This window comes from Mycobacterium kyorinense, from assembly GCF_002101735.1.
In the GTDB taxonomy this organism is placed as follows: domain Bacteria; phylum Actinomycetota; class Actinomycetes; order Mycobacteriales; family Mycobacteriaceae; genus Mycobacterium; species Mycobacterium kyorinense.
Window position 1 is genome coordinate 15,451 of record NZ_LQPE01000107.1, and the last position, 16,356, is coordinate 31,806.

At 67.7% G+C, this 16,356-nt stretch carries 16 protein-coding genes and 1 pseudogene; 4 read left to right on the top strand and 13 right to left on the bottom strand.

The window, feature by feature from the left end:
• Positions 1–5: 5 nt before the first annotated feature.
• Positions 6–962, top strand: a complete 957-nt coding sequence (locus AWC14_RS13375) for a dipeptidase (protein WP_045378024.1) — start codon at positions 6–8, stop codon at positions 960–962.
• A 22-nt stretch (positions 963–984) separates the two neighbouring features.
• Here the strand turns inward: AWC14_RS13375 and AWC14_RS13380 are convergent, their stop codons facing one another.
• The 4 genes from AWC14_RS13380 to AWC14_RS13395 form a co-directional block, all read right to left on the bottom strand.
• The gene (locus tag AWC14_RS13380) at positions 985–1,860 is read right to left on the bottom strand and encodes a cupin-like domain-containing protein (protein WP_045377978.1); all 876 of its coding nucleotides are present in this window, start codon (positions 1,858–1,860) and stop codon (positions 985–987) included.
• A 110-nt stretch (positions 1,861–1,970) separates the two neighbouring features.
• Positions 1,971–2,705, bottom strand: coding sequence for a DivIVA domain-containing protein (locus AWC14_RS13385; RefSeq protein ID WP_045377975.1), 735 nt, complete (start codon positions 2,703–2,705; stop codon positions 1,971–1,973).
• An 84-nt stretch (positions 2,706–2,789) separates the two neighbouring features.
• Entirely contained in the window at positions 2,790–3,326 is a 537-nt protein-coding gene (locus tag AWC14_RS13390; protein WP_081968104.1) for a dihydrofolate reductase, read from the bottom strand.
• Positions 3,323–4,123 (bottom strand): thymidylate synthase, encoded by an 801-nt coding sequence (locus AWC14_RS13395; RefSeq protein ID WP_045377973.1) that lies wholly within the window; start codon positions 4,121–4,123, stop codon positions 3,323–3,325. Before AWC14_RS13395 ends, AWC14_RS13390 begins: the two co-directional genes overlap by 4 nt.
• Positions 4,124–4,166: 43 nt before the next feature.
• Here AWC14_RS13395 and AWC14_RS13400 point away from each other — a divergent pair, with 43 nt between their 5' ends.
• Positions 4,167–4,901 carry a dienelactone hydrolase family protein gene (locus AWC14_RS13400; protein ID WP_045377971.1) on the top strand — a complete coding sequence of 245 codons (735 nt, stop codon included), beginning with the start codon at positions 4,167–4,169 and terminating at the stop codon, positions 4,899–4,901.
• 11 nt (positions 4,902–4,912) lie between these two features.
• The gene (locus AWC14_RS13405; protein ID WP_045377968.1) at positions 4,913–5,926 is read left to right on the top strand and encodes a TIGR03617 family F420-dependent LLM class oxidoreductase; all 1,014 of its coding nucleotides are present in this window, start codon (positions 4,913–4,915) and stop codon (positions 5,924–5,926) included.
• 19 nt (positions 5,927–5,945) lie between these two features.
• On the opposite strand, the gene AWC14_RS13410 is transcribed toward AWC14_RS13405, so the two are convergent.
• The 9 genes from AWC14_RS13410 to dapB are packed head-to-tail and all read right to left on the bottom strand — an operon-like array spanning position 5,946 to position 15,886.
• Positions 5,946–6,710, bottom strand: a complete 765-nt coding sequence (locus AWC14_RS13410; protein WP_085241290.1) for an SDR family oxidoreductase — start codon at positions 6,708–6,710, stop codon at positions 5,946–5,948.
• Positions 6,707–7,927, bottom strand: a complete 1,221-nt coding sequence (locus AWC14_RS13415) for an acyl-CoA dehydrogenase family protein (RefSeq protein ID WP_045377962.1) — start codon at positions 7,925–7,927, stop codon at positions 6,707–6,709. The genes AWC14_RS13410 and AWC14_RS13415 overlap by 4 nt, the downstream gene beginning before the upstream one ends.
• 11 nt (positions 7,928–7,938) lie before the next feature.
• Positions 7,939–8,754, bottom strand: a complete 816-nt coding sequence (locus AWC14_RS13420; RefSeq protein ID WP_045377958.1) for an SDR family oxidoreductase — start codon at positions 8,752–8,754, stop codon at positions 7,939–7,941.
• A gap of 58 nt (positions 8,755–8,812) precedes the next feature.
• Positions 8,813–9,502: a TetR/AcrR family transcriptional regulator gene (locus tag AWC14_RS13425; protein ID WP_428838969.1), complete on the bottom strand. Its 690-nt coding sequence runs from the start codon at positions 9,500–9,502 to the stop codon at positions 8,813–8,815.
• A 26-nt stretch (positions 9,503–9,528) separates the two neighbouring features.
• Entirely contained in the window at positions 9,529–12,717 is a 3,189-nt protein-coding gene (locus tag AWC14_RS13430; protein WP_045378019.1) for an acetyl-CoA carboxylase family protein, read from the bottom strand.
• Positions 12,714–14,240: a class I adenylate-forming enzyme family protein gene (locus tag AWC14_RS13435; RefSeq protein ID WP_045378017.1), complete on the bottom strand. Its 1,527-nt coding sequence runs from the start codon at positions 14,238–14,240 to the stop codon at positions 12,714–12,716. Before AWC14_RS13435 ends, AWC14_RS13430 begins: the two co-directional genes overlap by 4 nt.
• A gap of 4 nt (positions 14,241–14,244) precedes the next feature.
• Positions 14,245–14,700 carry a flavodoxin family protein gene (locus tag AWC14_RS13440; protein ID WP_045377953.1) on the bottom strand — a complete coding sequence of 152 codons (456 nt, stop codon included), beginning with the start codon at positions 14,698–14,700 and terminating at the stop codon, positions 14,245–14,247.
• Positions 14,697–15,152 carry a tetratricopeptide repeat protein gene (locus AWC14_RS13445; protein ID WP_045377950.1) on the bottom strand — a complete coding sequence of 152 codons (456 nt, stop codon included), beginning with the start codon at positions 15,150–15,152 and terminating at the stop codon, positions 14,697–14,699. Before AWC14_RS13445 ends, AWC14_RS13440 begins: the two co-directional genes overlap by 4 nt.
• Positions 15,149–15,886, bottom strand: a complete 738-nt coding sequence (gene dapB / locus AWC14_RS13450; RefSeq protein ID WP_045377947.1) for a 4-hydroxy-tetrahydrodipicolinate reductase — start codon at positions 15,884–15,886, stop codon at positions 15,149–15,151. Before dapB ends, AWC14_RS13445 begins: the two co-directional genes overlap by 4 nt.
• Before the next feature lie 143 nt (positions 15,887–16,029).
• Between dapB and AWC14_RS13455 the strand changes: the two are divergent.
• Positions 16,030–16,281, top strand: a pseudogene (locus tag AWC14_RS13455) (HNH endonuclease signature motif containing protein); the annotation flags it as partial.
• Positions 16,282–16,356 lie beyond the last annotated feature (75 nt).

Here is a 16,356-nt window from a genome sequence, read left to right on the forward strand (position 1 = left end):
TCATCATGACCTCGCTGCTGTGGGACCAACATGCGTGCCTGCCGCTGCAGCTCGACGCCGACGTGTCGGAGCTGACCCGCTACCAGCGGCCGGGTGGCGCGTTCGTGTCCGTCAACGCGGGCTACGCGCCGCACTCGTTCCACGATGCGTCGGCGCTGTTGAACCATTTCCGGCGAGCAATCGACGTCCACCCCGACCTCGAGTTGGCCGTCGCCGCCGAGGATGTGCCGACGATCGCCCGCTCGGGCCGCACGGCGGTGGCGTTCGACCTGGAAGACTCGCGGCCCCTGGACGGCGATCTCGACAACGTGCGGGTGTTCGTCGAACTCGGTGTGCGCACGATGCTGCCCACCTACAACTACGCCAATGCCGCCGGCTCCGGATGCCTCGACAGCCGAGACGACGGACTGACGGCCTGGGGTCGGTCGCTGGTGGCCGCGATGAACGCGGCGGGCATGGTGCCCGACGGCTCGCACTGCAGCGCCCGTACCGGCCTGGACATGTGCGAAATCTCTTCCGGCCCAGTCATTTACAGCCATTCCTGCATGAGGGCGGTGTGGGATCACCCGCGCAACATCACCGACGACCAGGCCCGCGCCTGCGCGGCCACCGGCGGCGTCGTGGGCATCACCGGCGTCGGGATCTTCCTCGGTCCCAACACCCCCACCCTCGATGCGATGACCCGCCACCTCGAATACGCCGTCGAACTGGTCGGGATCGACCACGTCGGGATCAGCACCGATTTCTCCTTCGATTACGCCGACTTCGTCGTCGAGCTGCAAGCCAACCCGCAGCTGTTCGACGCCAGCTACACGCGGTGGGGACCCATCCGATGGATGCCGCCGGAAACGTTCGTCACGATCGGCCAGCACCTACACGGCCGCGGCTGGTCCGATGCCGACGTCACCGCGGTGCTCGGCGGCAACTTTCAGCGGGTTGCCCGACAGGTGTGGCCCAGCTGACCGTCGCGCGCAGTTCGCGGGGTCAGGAGGAGGCTTGGAGTTCGGTGCGGCGGGCGACCTTCTGCAGCGTGCTCGCGGCGACGAGATGGCCCACATGAGCCATGCTTCGGATGCCACGGGCCGTCTGGCGGGGGTGCTGCAGCAAATTGGCGAGGCGGGGCCACCACCAGTAGCTGATCGACATGTTCTGGTCGATGCCCCAAACGGCGTGCCACCAGTAGGTGGGGATGAAGAGCATGTCGCCGGGGTCGAGCTCGACGACAGCCCGGTCTGCTTGGGCCCAGGCCGGGAACTGGGTCAGATCCGGGGAGGCGACGTTGACCTGGGAGATGTGGTTGCCGACGTACCGGAAGGGGTAGGGGTAGAGGCGGGCGATCTCCCGAGGTGGGCAGAGCATCAGCTGCTTTCGGCCGCGGATCTGCGTGAGGAAGTTGTTAGCGGCGTCGTAATGGAGAGGGGTCAAGTTGTTGCCGGGGCCGAACCACAGACTCACGGCGCCGTACCTGCGCTCGTCGACAAAGGACGGAAAGCGGACGTCGGGCCAGAGCTCGGGGAGCGCGGTCTTGATGGGGAATTGCGTGACGTAGAGCTGGCCGTCGGAGATGGCGCCGCTCGCGAGCAGATCGATGTACTCGGCGAGCGTCATCGGCGATTCGTCGTTGAGGTGCTTCTTCGGGTCGTAGAGGTGGACGCCCGCGTGGGCCTTGGAGGGGCGGACGGTGCGGGCGCCGACTTTCTCTTTGAGGTAGTCGTTGCTCCACTGTTCCCGCGCGGGCCATCCCTCCATAGCACCGGAGATGATCACCGGGCGCTGCGGGACGAGGAAGCGCTCCTCGAACTCCCGGCGGCTCAGGTTCTCCACCCTCGGGACCTCGAACGTGCTTTTGACGTCGAACACAGCTACCTCCCTGCAACACGATGAGGTAAACGAACGGTAGCGCCTGTGGCTCGGCGCCGCGGCAGATCCGATCGAATTCGCCTGTCCGGGAAGAGCTCGCGGTCAGCGTGCTAGCCAGTGCTTCTCTTCTGCTCGAAGGGCACCACGACGCCGGCCTCCGGCGGTTTGTCGCGATCCTGGTACGCCGACTCCAGAGCGGCCGGAATCGTCTCAACCCCTCGGTAGACGTCCATCAGTTGCTCGAGGATTTTGATCCGCTGCTGGTTGGCCTCGTCGACCACTCGGCGCGCCTCCTCGCGTAGGCGCTCAGCCTCCTGCCTGGCCTCGGCGAGCAGCTGATCCCGGTCCTGCTCGGCTTTGTGCATCAGGTCGTCGATCTCCGACTGCGCCTCTGCGCGCTTGCCGGCCAGTTCCGCTTCGAGTTGACTCCTGGTTTCGGCACACTCGGCGTCCAGGGCACTTCGCTGCGCGGCCATGTCCGCCAACAGCTCCTCGTGCTTTCGGTGTGCGGTCTCGGCCTCGGACTCGATGGTCGCGACCAGCGCCTGCACCTCGGCCTTGGCCTCGGCCTGCATCTCGGACACCTCGTCGATCGCGTGCCGCAACAGTTTCGACATCCGCTGCGGTACCGCGTGCGGCGACGGCGAGGTGTCGTTGAGGAACGCCACTTCCTTTCGCAGTGCGGCTACTTCGTCGCAGGATTCTTTCAGCCGGGCCCTCAGGGCTTCGATGTCGTCGAGCAGAAACTGCTGCCTGGCGATCAACTCGTCGATGCACGTATCGACGGCCACCGGATCGTAGCCAACCACCACGCGAGAGAACTTGGGCCGAGATTCAGTTGACACTGAACATTCTCCCTTCTGAAATGCTTGGCAGACACGGTAAAACCGCTCCCAGCCGAGTATGTCACGCTCGTAGCGCGGCGGCTATCAACGCCGATAAGTGTGTAGCCGGTAACGCAATCCGGTGCTGCTGGTCAACCATTCCCCCGTCGCACCGGTCCAGGTTTCGTCGAGAACCGGAGCCAGCACGTCGCCGTCGTCTCGGGGTAGATCGATCTCGACCTCGGTGACTTCGCAGCGGGTGGCCCACGGCATTGCGAGCGAGTAGATCTGTTGGCCGCCGATCACCCACGTCTCCGGCTCGGTGAGCGCTTGCTCGATGGTGCCGACGACCTTCGCGCCTTCGGCCGCATAACCAGGCCGGCGGGTCAGTACGACGTTTCGGCGGCCCGGCAGCGGCCGGAACCGGGCGGGCAGCGACTCCCAGGTCAGCCGGCCCATCACCACGGTGTGGCCCATCGTGAGGTCCTTGAAGCGGGCCTGGTCTTCCGGGAGCCGCCACGGGATGCCGCCGGCACGGCCGATGATCCCCGACGTCGACTGAGCCCAGATCAGACTCACCTCGGCGGATGCGCGCCGCTTCTCCTCATCGCTTCGCTCTGCATCGGCGCAGGCGCGAGTCATACGGCGACGGGGGCTTTGATCGCCGGATGCGGGTGGTAGTTCACGATGGCGATGTCGTCGTAGGTGTAGTCGAAAATCGAAGCCCTCGGCGCCAGAACAAGTTCCGGATACGGCCGCGGGTCACGCCGCAATTGCTCGGTCACCTGCTCGACATGGTTGTCGTAGATGTGGCAGTCCCCGCCCGTCCAGATGAACTCGCCTACCCCCAGGCCGGCCTGGGCGGCCATCATGTGAGTCAGCAGCGCGTAGCTGGCGATGTTGAACGGCACGCCGAGGAACAGGTCGGCGCTGCGCTGGTAGAGCTGACAGCTCAACTTTCCTTCGGCCACATAGAACTGGAACAGCAGATGGCATGGCGGCAGCGCCATCTGCGGGATGTCGCCGACGTTCCACGCCGACACGATGATGCGCCGCGAGTCCGGGTCGGTGCGCAGCAGTTCCAGCGCAGCACTGATCTGGTCGATGTGCTCGCCCGACGGCGTGGGCCAGGACCGCCACTGCACACCGTAGATCGGACCGAGATCGCCTGTGTCAGAAGCCCATTCGTCCCAAATGGTGACGCCGTGCTCGTGCAGCCAGCCGATGTTGGAGTCGCCGCGCAAAAACCACAGCAGCTCGTAGACCACCGATTTGTAGTGCACCTTTTTGGTGGTGATCAGAGGAAAGCCGGCTGAGAGGTCGTAGCGCATCTGGTGGCCGAAAAGGCTGCGGGTGCCGGTCCCGGTGCGGTCGGACTTGGGCGTGCCCCGCTCGAGTACCAGGCGCAGCAGATCCTCGTACGGTGTGGCGATCGGCACGCCCCTCAGCGTAGCGGCGATCGCGGCGAGTAGAACGGTAGCCATGCCGTACATCACCGACACCGTCACCACCGCCGACGGAGACTGCACGGTCCGCCTGTATACGCCCGACGGGGACGGCCCCTGGCCGGGCGTGGTCATGTACCCAGACGCCGGCGGGGTGCGGGACACGTTCTACGAGATGGCCGCCAAGCTGGCCGGTTTCGGTTACGCGGTGCTGCTGCCCGACGTGTACTACCGCTCCGGCGACTGGGAGCCGTTCGACATGTCGACCGCGTTCAGCGACCCGAAGGAACGTCAGCGGCTGTTCTCGATGATGAGCGACGTCACGCCGATGAAGATGGCGCTCGACGCCGAAGCGTTCTTCGACTACTTGGCCGACCGCCCGGAGGTCAAAGGTGACCGATTCGGCGTGTGCGGTTACTGCATGGGCGGGCGGACCTCGCTGGTGGTGGCGGGCCGGCAGCCGGGGCGGGTCGCGGCGGCCGCGTCGTTCCACGGCGGCGGGCTGGTCACCGACCGCGCCGACAGCCCGCATCTGCTGGCCGACCAGATCCAGGCCGCCATCTACGTCGCCGGCGCGCGCAACGACGGCTCGTTCACCGCGGAACACGCCGAGCAGCTCGAGAAGGCGCTGACCGCGGCCGGCGTCGAGCACACCATCGAGACCTATCCCGCCGAGCATGGCTTCGCCGTGCCCGACAACCCGCCGTATGACGCCGACGCCGCCGAGCGGCACTGGACGGCGATGCGGGACTTCTTCGCAGCCAAGCTCTAGGCGCGCCGACCATGCACGTCGACGCGATGACGTCCCCCGCGCCGCTGGGCCAGATCGGCGAGCTTGCCCGGCGAACCCAGTCCGCCGGGTTCTCCGGGCTGTTGTTCACCGAGACCGGTCGGACTGCCTACCTCAACGCGGCGGTCGCCTCGCAGGCCGCGCCCGGGCTGGAGTTGTCCACCGGCGTCGCGGTGGCGTTTCCGCGCAGTCCGTTCGTCACGGCCACCACGGCGTGGGAGCTTCAGCAGGCCAGCGGCGGGAAGTTCCGGCTCGGCCTCGGGACACAAGTGCGCCGTCACATCGAGCGGCGCTACGGTGCGGCGTTCGAGCGGCCGGGCCCGCGGCTGCGCGACTACGTGCTGGCGGTGAAGGCCTGCTTCGCGGCGTTTCGGACCGGGCGGCTCGATTACCACGGCGAGTTCTACGACCTGGACTTCATCACGCCGCAGTGGAGCCCGGGCCCCATCGAGGCTCCGGACCCCAAAGTGGATATTGCGGCGGTGAATCCGTGGATGCTGCGGATGGCCGGCGAAGTGGCCGACGGCGTGCACATCCATCCGATCGCCGAGCCCGGCTGCCTCACCCGGCACGCGCTGCCGAACATCGCGGAGGGCGCGGCGAAAGCCGGCCGCGCCGTGTCGGACATCGCGGTGATCGTGCCGGAGATGACGATCGTCGGCGACAGCGACGAGGAGCGCGCCAGCCAGAGAGAAACCGTGCGAGCCGCGATGGCCTTCTACGGAAGCACGCCCAACTACGCGTTCATCTGGGACGAAGCCGGGTTCGAGGGCACAACCGCGCGGATCCGGGAAAAGCAGAAGGCCGGTGACTTCGCCGGCATGGCGGCCCAGATCACCGACGGGCATCTCGCCGCGTTCGCCACCGAGTCGACCTGGGACGGTTTGGCCGACGCGCTCACCGAGAAATACGCCGGGTTCGCCACCCGGCTGGTGCTCTACAACGCCCTGGGCAGTCGGGAGCACATCGAGCGCTACGGCGAGGTCGCCCGCCGGCTGCAGTGGTGACGGCGGCGTTCACAGCACCTCAGCCGCGGAACCCCGTCGCGTTGCCGAGCAACTGCCCGCCGTCGATCACCATGGCTTCCCCGGTGATCCAGCTCGCCTCATCCGACACCAAAAACGCCCCCGCGCCCGCCACATCGACCGGTTCGCCGATGCGGCCCAGTGGCGTGGTCGCCGCCAGCGGATCCTCGTGGTCTTTCCACAGCGCCTCGGCGAGCCGGGTGCGCACCACGCCCGGGCAGATCGCGTTGACTCGCACCCGCGGCGAAAGTTCCAGCGCCAGTTGCTTGGTGACGTGGATCAGCGCCGCCTTGGTGGCGTTGTACATACCCATGAACGGCGAGAAATGCAGGCCGCCGATGGACGCGGTGTTGACCACCGCGCCGCCGTGCTCGCCCATCCACGCCTTGACGGCCAGCGACGTCCACAGCAGCGGCGCCCACAGGTTGACGTCGAAGACCTTGGCGAAGCGGGCGTGATCCTGCTCGATCAGCGGCCCGTAGGCCGGGTTGGTTCCGGCGTTGTTGACCAGGATGTCGATGCTGCCGAACCGCTCGAGGGTCAGGTCGACGCAGCGTTGCGCGGCCTCCTCGTCGACCGCGTGAGCGCCGACGCCCAACGCGTTACCGCTGACCTGCGCGGCCGCGGCGTCCGCGCTGTCCTGCTTGCGGGAGGTGAGCACGACGTTGGCGCCGGCATCGCCCAGCCGTTGCGCGATCGCCAGCCCGATGCCGCGCGAGGCGCCGGTGACGATCGCGGTGCGGCCTTTCAGGTCCGGTGACGTCATCGTTGGCTCGCCTCCTGGTACTTGCGCAGCTCGCGGCGGGCGATGGCCCGCTTGTGCACTTCGTCGGGTCCGTCGGCCAAACGTAGCGTGCGCAGGTGCGCCCACGCCATGGCCAGCGGAAAGTCGTCGGTGACACCGCCGCCGCCGTGTACCTGGATCGCGCGGTCGACCACTTTCAGCGCCACCTGGGGGGCGGCGACCTTGATGGCGGCGATCTCGGTCTGCGCCGCCTTGTTGCCGACGGTGTCCATCAGGTAGGCGGCCTTGAGGGTGAGCAGCCGGATCATCTCGATCTCGATGCGCGACTCGGCGATCCAGTCCTGAATGTTCGCGTTCTCGCTGACCGGTTTGCCGAAGGTGACCCGGGATTGCGCACGCGTGCACAGCAATTCAAGGGCGCGCTCGGCCATGCCGATCGCCCGCATGCAGTGGTGGATACGGCCGGGCCCGAGCCTGGCCTGGCTGATCGCAAACCCTTCGCCTTCGCCCTTGAGCACGTCGGTGACCGGCACCCGAACGTCTTTGAAGTCGATCTCGGCGTGGCCCTCGCGGTCCTGATAACCGAACACGGGCAGGCCCCGCATCACGGTGACGCCGGGTGCGTCGATGGGCACGACCATCATCGACTGCTGCCGGTGCGGCGCGGCCGTCGGGTCGGTCTTGCCCATCACGATCAGCACCTTGCAGTTCTTGTGTAACGCGTTGGACGCGAACCACTTCCGTCCGTTGAGCACATACTCGTCGCCGTCGCGCACCATCGACAGCTCGACGTTGGTGGCATCCGAGCTGGCCACCTGCGGCTCGGTCATCGCGAACGCCGAGCGGATGGTCCCGTCGAGCAGCGGTCTGAGGTATCTCTCTTTGTGCTCCTCGCTGCCGAACAGCGTGAGCACCTCCATGTTTCCGGTGTCGGGTGCGCTGCAGTTGCACGCCTCGGGCGCAAGGTGGCTGCGGCCCATGATCTCTGCCAGCGGCGCGTACTCGAGGTTGGTCAGCCCCGGCCCCCATTCGGGATGCGGGTGGAAGAGGTTCCACAATCCGCGCTTGCGGGCTTCGGCCTTCAGCTCTTCCATGATCGGCGGCTGGAAGTGCGGGTCGCCGGATTGGCGCATCTGTTCGTCGTAGACGGCCTCGGCCGGGTAGACATGCGAGTCCATGAATTCCAGCAGATCGGCCTGATATTTCTTTGCCCGGTCGGACATTTCGAACAACGACATGACGGCTCCTGTCACTGTTGCAGCAGGCTGCGCTGGTAGCGGCGCATGCCGCGCAGCCAACGGTCGTAATCGGTTGCTTTGTGGCGGTACATCTCCAGCACTTCCGGGTGCGGAAGGATCAGGAACCGCTCGTCGTCGACGGCCTCCAGGACGATGTCGGCGACCGCATCGGGTTCCAGCACTGCGCCCGCGGTGGTGACGGCGCGGGTGGCGAGGTCACCCAGCGGATCGCCGGACTGCTCCCCCGAGTACAGCAGCTTGGTGTTCACTCCCATCGGGCACAGGCAGCTCACCCGCACGCCCTGGTCGCCGTAGGTGATGTTGAGCCACTCGGCGAAGCCGACGGCCGCGTGCTTGGTGACCGAGTAGGTCGCCGACCCGAGCTGGGTGAGCAGCCCGGCGGCCGACGCGGTGGACACGAAGTATCCTTCGCCGCGCTCGACCCAACCGGGTACCAGCAATTGCGCAGCGCGGATGTGTGCGCGCAGGTTGACGTCGATCGACCGGTCCCAGTCGGCCTCGCTCACGTCGAGCCCCGCGGCACCGGTGATGCCCGCGTTAGCGAAATACAGGTCTACTGGCGCGAATTCGCGTTCTGCGAGCTCGACCAGTCCCCGGATTTGCGCGGTGTCGGAAACGTCGGCACCCGCGCTTGCGGCTGTGCCTGGTCGCTGGTCGTTGATCGTGTCTGCCACCGCCTTGGCGGCGTCCGCGTCGAGGTCGGCGACGACGACCCGGGCACCCTTTTCGCTGAGCTTGCCAGCCAGCGCGCCGCCGATACCGCCGCCGCCGCCGGTGACGATGGCGACCTTCTGAGCAACCTTCACAAGCGAATCCTCGTCGTCGTGACCCGGCCTCCCTTTATAGTTGAATCCGGCCTCAAGTTCAATTCCGGTGCTCAGGGAAGCGCAGGGCGTTGGCCCACAGCCGGGTCAGTGTGGACACCAGCGCCTCGAATTCGACCGGTTCGTCACTCTCGTCGCTCTCGCCGAGCGCGAAGACGCTGTAGGCAAGGCGGCTGACCATGCCCGACAGCGCTCTTGATGCGAGCATCGGATCGATCTTCGGGTCGGCGAGCCCGCGCGCCTGCAGTTCGGCGATCCCGCGAGCGTTGCGCTCGATGAATGCGTCGGCGCGGCGCTTGCGGAATTTACGGAACTCGGGGTCGACTTGCGCGACCTGTTCGAGCAGGCCCATGAGCCTGGCGTTGCGCCGGTAAGCCTCCAGATAGGCCCGGTTGCTGGCCTCGAGCACCGCATACGGGTGGTCGGTGTCGGCGACGCGGCCCATGCCCGGGTGCATCATGTCGCGCTGCGCTTCCTCGAGGACAGCGGCGAAGATCTCTTCCTTGCCGGCGAAATACGTGTAGAAGGACCCGGTCGCACACCGTGCCGCCTTGGTGATGTCGCTCAGCTTGGCGTCGAGGTAGCCGTCCCGCTCGAACACCTTGCGTGCGGCGGCGACGAGCGCCGCCCGGGTCCGCGCGCCCCGCACGGTCGCCGGCGGCCGGCGCAGCAGTGCGGGCGGCGCCAGGGGCGGTGCGCTCTCATGAGCATCTGACGCGGCCAGCTCCACATCCCGCAGTGTAGCTGAATCCGACGTCAGGTTCGATCAGTCAAGCGGGCGATCCACATACGCGAGTCCGCCGGGTCGATCACGTCGTCGAGCTCGAATGTGGTGGCCGACGTGAGCGCTTTGCCGTGCTGGTACGCGGCGTCGACCAGCTTGTCGAACAGCTTCTGCCGTTCGATGGGATCCGCCACGGCCGCCAGCTCCTTGGAAAACCCCAGCCGCACAGCACCTTCGAGGCCCATCCCGCCGATCTCGCCGGTCGGCCAGGCCACGGTGAACTCCGGGGCGCGAAAGGAGCCGCCGGCCATCGCCATCGCGCCCAGCCCGTAGCCCTTGCGCAGAATGATCATGCCGAACGGCACGGTCAGCCGTGCGCCGTGTACGAACAGCCGGCTCATCCGCCGCACGGCGGCGTCGACTTCGGCGTCGGGTCCGACCATGAAGCCCGGGGTGTCGCACAGCGAGATGATCGGCAGGCATGAGGATTCGCACAGGTTCAGGAAATCGGCGATCTTGTCGGCGGCCTCGGCGTCGATGGCGCCGCCGAGATGATGGCTGCCGTTGGCCAGCAACCCGTACGGCACGCCCTCGACGCGGACCAGCGCGGTGACCACGCCGACGCCGTAGTCGGGGCGCAACTCCAGCACCGAGCCGACGTCGACAATCGATTCGATGGCGCGGTGCACGTCGTAGGCCCGTAATCTGTTCTCCGGCACCACATGCCGGGCCAGTCGTGGATCGGGTGCCTGCCAGTCGTCGAGGCGGCCCTGAAAGTAGGAGAGGTACTGCTTGGCCAGCGCGACAGCGTGGGCTTCGTCGCGCGCGGCCAGGCCGACCACCCCGTTGCGTCGTTGCACGTCGATCGGCCCGATGTCCTCCGGCCGGTACACCCCCAGCCCGCCGCCCTCGATCATCGCCGGCCCGCCCATGCCGATGTTGGCGTCTGGGGTCGCGATGATCACGTCGCAGGTACCGGCCAGCGCGGCGTTGCCGGCGAAGCACCGTCCGGAGACGATCGACACCAGCGGCACCCGTCCGCTCAGCGCGCCCAGTGCGCGGAAGGTCGGCACGTCCAGTCCGGCGACTCCGGCGACGTCGGTGTCGCCGGGCCGGCCGCCGCCGCCTTCGGCGAACAGCACCAGCGGAATGTGTTTGCGCGCGGCCAGATCGAAGACGCGGTCGGTTTTCGCGTGGTTGCGCATGCCCTGCGTGCCGGCGAGCACGGTGTAGTCGTAGGACAGCACCGCAGCCTCGAACCCGTTGATTCGGGCCAGCCCGGCGACCAGCCCGTCGGCGGGTGTGTTGGCAATCAGGTCCTCTTCGGCGCGTCGGCTGCGCTGCGCGGCGACAGCCAGCGCGCCGTACTCGACAAAGCTGCCGGGGTCCACCAGGCCGGCGATGTTCTCGCGCGCGGTGCGGCGATTCTGCTTGTGCCGCTTGGCAACAGCGGACGGGCGGCCCTCGTCGAGGGTGAGCATATGGCGGCGCCGTACTTCGTCGAGGTCGGCACGGCTGCGGTCGAGGTCGACTTCGGCGGCCGTCTCGCCGGTTGCGCCGGCGCTGGTGCGGGTGAAAACCACCAGCGGGTCGCCGGTTCCGACAACCTGACCCGGCGCCACGAGGTTTCGCACTGTGCGCAACGCATCCGGCGCGGCCAGCACGTGCTGCATCTTCATGGCCTCGAGCACGACGACCTGCTGGCCCGTGTTGAGCTCGGCGCCGTCCGGCACGACCTCGACGACGGTGCCGGCCAGCTGCGCGCGCAGGACCTCTTCACCCGGGTACAGCTCGAGCGGCGCGACCCGGACCTCGGAGTGGTGCGACATCGCGGCACCGGCCAGCGCGGCCAGGTTCTCGTCGACGAAGCTCGTCGTCACCACGCCGGACTCAACGTGGCTGTGCGACAGCACCTCTCGCAGGAACCCGATGTTGGTGCGGATCCCCTCGATGCCGAACTCTCCCAGCGCCGTCTGCGCTTTGCGCAGCGCTGCAGGAAACGACGATCCGCGCACGTGGGTGATCACCTTCGCCAGCAGTGAGTCATAGCGCGGGCTGGGCGTCAACCCCGGCCGCCCGTAGGTGTCGACGCGCACGCCGGGCCCGCTTGGTGGCGAGAACACCGTGAGGGTGCCCGTAGTGGGCACGACCGACCCGTCGGCGGCGATGGTCTCCATGTTGACCCGGGTCTGGACCGCGATGCCGCGCACCGCCGCGGGCGCGCCGGTAACTCCGGTGCGGTCGGCGACGATGCCCGCGGGCAGGCGAAGCTGGCGGAACGACGCGCCGCGAGCGATTCCCAGTTGCACGGCGGCCAGGTCGATCCCGGTGACCTCCTCGGTCACGGTGTGCTCCACCTGGATTCGCGGGTTGACTTCCAGAAAGGCGAACTGCTCGCCGGCGACCAGGAATTCGACCGTGGCCAGCCCCCGGTAGCCGACCCGAGCGCACAGTACCGCCGCGGCCCGGTGCAGGTCGCGGCGTAGTGCCGTGGAAATCCCTTGCGCCGGTGCGATTTCGACGAGTTTTTGGTAGCGCCGCTGGATGCTGCAGTCTCGGTCGCCGAGTGCGAGGGCGCGTTCCGGTGTCGCGACGATCTGCACCTCGATGTGGCGGGCGTTGTCGAACAAAACCTCGGCGAACACCGCTGGGTCGCCGAAACCGAGTTGAGCCTCGGCGGCACACTGGCGATACGCATCGTCGATCTGCCCGGCGTCGCGGACGATTCGCATGCCGCGCCCTCCGCCGCCGGCCAGCGCTTTGATCACGATGCCGTGTGGCTGTGCGGCCGCGAATGCCCGTATCTCCTCGACGCTGCTCGGCCCGTCGGTGGCCGCCAGCACCGGAATGCCCGCCCCGGCCGCGGCCCGGCGTGCGGCGGACTTGTTGCCGAACAGCTCGAGTGCGTCGGGGTCCGGTCCGACGAAGGTGTGTCCGGCCGCAGCGCAGGCATGCGCGAATTCGGCGTTCTCGGACAGGAACCCGTAGCCGGGATGTATCAGCTCGGCGCCGCACTGCTTGGCTGCCGCCAGTATCGCAGCGTGATCCAGGTAGGCGGCGGGGCCGGTGCCGGACAAACCGATGGCCTCGTCAGCGGCATGCACGTGCGGGCTGTCGGCATCGTCTTCGGCGTATACCGCGACGGTGCCGATATCCAATTCCGTTGCGGTGCGGATGATCCGCAGTGCGATTTCGCCACGGTTGGCGACCAGCAGGGTCATCGCAGCGCCGGACCCCACTGCACCTGTTCGCGCAGTTGACCTTTGAGCAGTTTGCCGCCGGGGTTGCGCGGCAGCGCTTCGGTGACCACGGTGATGTATTGGGGAATCTTGAAGTCGGCGAGTTGTCCTCGGCAATGGTCCAGGACCGCGTCGACGTCGATCTGCTCGCCGAACAGCACTGCGCCGACCTTCTCGCCCATGACTTCGTCGGGCACCGCCAGCACGCAGGCGTCGGCGACACCGGGCGCCGACAGCAGCACCGCCTCGACCTCGACGCTGGAGACGTTCTCACCGCCGCGGTTGATGATGTCCTTGAGCCGGTCGACGATGTGCACCCGGCCGGCGTCGTCGACGCGAACCACGTCGCCGGTGTGCAGCCAGCCGTCGACGATGGTGGCGGCGGTGGCCTCCGGCCGGTTCCAGTAGCCCGCCGTGACATTGGCGCCGCGGGTCACCAACTCCCCCACCGTCGGTTCGTCGCCGTACGGGACGACGCCTAAGTCCACGGAGGGCACGGCGTATCCGACCGAGTCGGCGTGCTCGACGGCGTCGCCGTCGGGCAATGTCGTCATCAGCGAGGCGGTTTCGGTCATTCCGTACCCGTTGAACACCGCGGCCTGCGGGAACGCGCTTTTCACGGCCTTGACCAACGACGGCGCGATCGGTGCGCCCCCGTAGCCGACCCATCGAACGCTGGAGACGTCGGCGTCCTTGAAGTCGTTGTGCCGCAACAGCAAAGCGTAGACGGCGGGGACCGTCACCATGGACGAGATCCGCTCGGCGGACAATGTCTTGATCAGGCCGGGCAGGTCGAGCGCGGGCATGATCACCGACGCGCCGCCGACGTAAGCGGCGGCCAGCAGTTGCGAGTTGCAGCCGGTCACGTGGAACAGCGGCACCGAGATGAGCGTGCGGAATTCCTCGCCGACGTCACGCTCGAGACCCACACAGCGCACCATGTTTTCGGCGTTGGTCAGGAACGCTTCATGGGTGGTCGGCACGCCTTTGGGCCGTCCGGTGGTGCCCGAGGTGTAGAACAGCGCGGCGATGTCGGTGGCATCCAGTCCTTGCGCCACAAAGGGTTCGCCGGCGGGCAGCGGCGTGTCGGCGGCAAGGTCGACGCGGGCGCCGGCGTCGGAGAGGATGAACTCGACCTCCGGCTCGGCCGACCGGGTGTTCACTGGGACCGCGACCCCGCCGGCCATGACGGTGCCCCAGAACGCCAGTACCCAGTTGAGGCCGGCCGGGTATCGCACCGCGACGCGGTCGCCTGGTTGCAGTCCGTCCGCGCGCAGGCCGCCGGCCACCCGCGCTGCGGCGTCCCAGAGCTGTTGGTAGGTCAGCCGTTCGGCGCCCAGTTCGACGACGGCCTCGCTGTCCGGCCGGGCCTCGACGTGGCGGGCGAGCATGTCCAGCAGGGTGGGCGGCAGTTCGTCGTAGTGCGGGACGCCGTCGCGGTCCCGGGTCACGCCCGTCGTCGGGAACGGATTGTGGCCCCTTGGAATCTCGATAACCGCGCTCATCACCTCACCCCATCAGTGTCGCAGCCAGCGTCCCACCCAGTTCGTATGCGCGCTCGCGAATCGCGGCATCGATTCCGCCGACGACCTCGAGCACGTCGGCAACTTTGGCCAGCGACAAGCCCGTCGCCACCTTGTCCACCGCGTTCGCCGCGCCCACGGTGTCGTTGTTGCCGTGCACCCATAGACCGTATGGCCGGCCCGCCACGTGATCCAGGCTCGGGTAATACACCGTGTCGAAGAAATGCTTGAGCGCCCCGGACATGTAGCCGAGGTTTGCCGTCGTCCCGAACAGGTAGCCGTCGGCGTCGAGCATGTCCGGGACGGTTCCGGCCAGCGCCGGCCGCACCACGACGTCCACTCCGTCGATTTCGGGGTCGTTGGCTCCGGCGAGCACGGCCTCCAGCAGCTCGCGAGTTGCGGGCGACGGGGTGTGGTGAATCACCAACAGCGTCTTGGTCATTCGTGCGCCTGCAGCTCAAGGGCTTTCTTCATGGCTTCGCGCGCGCGGCCGCGGTCACCGGCATAGTCGTAGGCGCGGGCCAGCCGGTACCAGCGTCGCCAGTTGTCCGGGTCGTCGTGCAGTTCGTTGCGGACCGTGTCGAACAGTGCATCGGCGGCGTCTTTGTCGATGCGTCCGGAGGGTCGCCGCGGCAGCGCACTGACGTCGAGTTCCATTCCGTCGTCGGCGATCAGCCGGGCCAGCTTCTGGTGGGCGAAGCCGGCGCGCAGGGTGGCCACCATCGCCCACAACCCGATGACGGGCAGAATCAGCAGCGCCGCGCCCAGCATGATGCCCGCGGCACGGCCCGAGCCGATCAGCAGCACCGCGGTCCGGCCGAGCAGCACCAGATACACCAGCAGCGCCACGCACATGAACGCGATCAGCAGCTGGAGACGTACCACTCTGGTCATTGCAAGTCGAGCAGCGATTCAATTCCGACGGTGAGACCCGGGCGTTCGGACACCCGACGGACCGCCAGCAGCACACCGGGCACAAAGGAGCTGCGGTCGATGCTGTCGTGGCGGATGGTCAGTGTCTCGCCCGCGGTGCCGAACAGCACTTCCTGGTGGGCTACCAGGCCGGCGAGCCGCACCGAATGCACCGGCACGCCGTCGACGTCGGCGCCGCGGGCTCCGGGCAGGCCGGTGCTGGTGGCATCGGGGTTGGGCGGCAAGTCTTTTCGAGCCTCGGCGATCAGCTGCGCGGTGCGCGCCGCGGTTCCCGACGGCGCGTCGGCCTTGTGCGGGTGGTGCAGCTCGATCACTTCCACCGACTCGTAGAACGGCGCGGCCTGCTTGGCGAAATGCATGCACAACACCGCTCCGATGGCGAAGTTGGGCGCGATGATCGCCGCGGCGCCCGGCTTGGCGGCCAGCCACGAGCGCACCTGCTGCAGCCGCTCGTCGGTGAAGCCGGTGGTTCCGACGACCGCGTGAATACCGTTGTCGATCAAGAACTTCAGGTTGTCCATCACGACGTCGGGGTGGGTGAAGTCGATGACCACGTCGGTCTGGCTGTCGGTCAGCAGGCTCAGCGGGTCGTCGACGTCCACTTCGGCGGACAGGGTCAGGTCGTCGGCGGCCTGCACCGCTTGCACCATCGTCGCCCCGACTTTGCCCTTTGCCCCCAGCACGCCAACCCGCATGGGTGCAGCCTAGTGGGGGTCCCCCTCGCCCTCGCCGCGAGCGTGCGTGTCCCCGGTCCGACACGCCGCTTGGCGACGGCATTTTGCGCACGCTCGCGGTCTTGGCCCGATCAATGTCGGTGCGCGTCGGTACTGTCTCGAACATGAGTTCGATGGCGGTGGCCGCTACTGCGGAGCTGGCGTCGGCGCTGGATGCGCTGGACGCGGCGGTGGCGCGCATCGGTGAACTCAACTTCGACGACTACGAGCCCGCGGCGCGGCTGCGTGCCCTGGAGCGGCTGGAAACCGCGTGCCGCCGCCAGGCCGTGGCTGGCCACGACATCATTACCAGCTTGACCCGCGAAGACCCGGCCGCCATCGGGGGCGCGGTCCACAAAGTGGTGGCCGACTGGCTGACCTTCCCCCGGTTTGTTGGAGGCTGTAATTAGTTGGAAACTCGGATCATCGATCCTTTCCTCATGATCCATCCG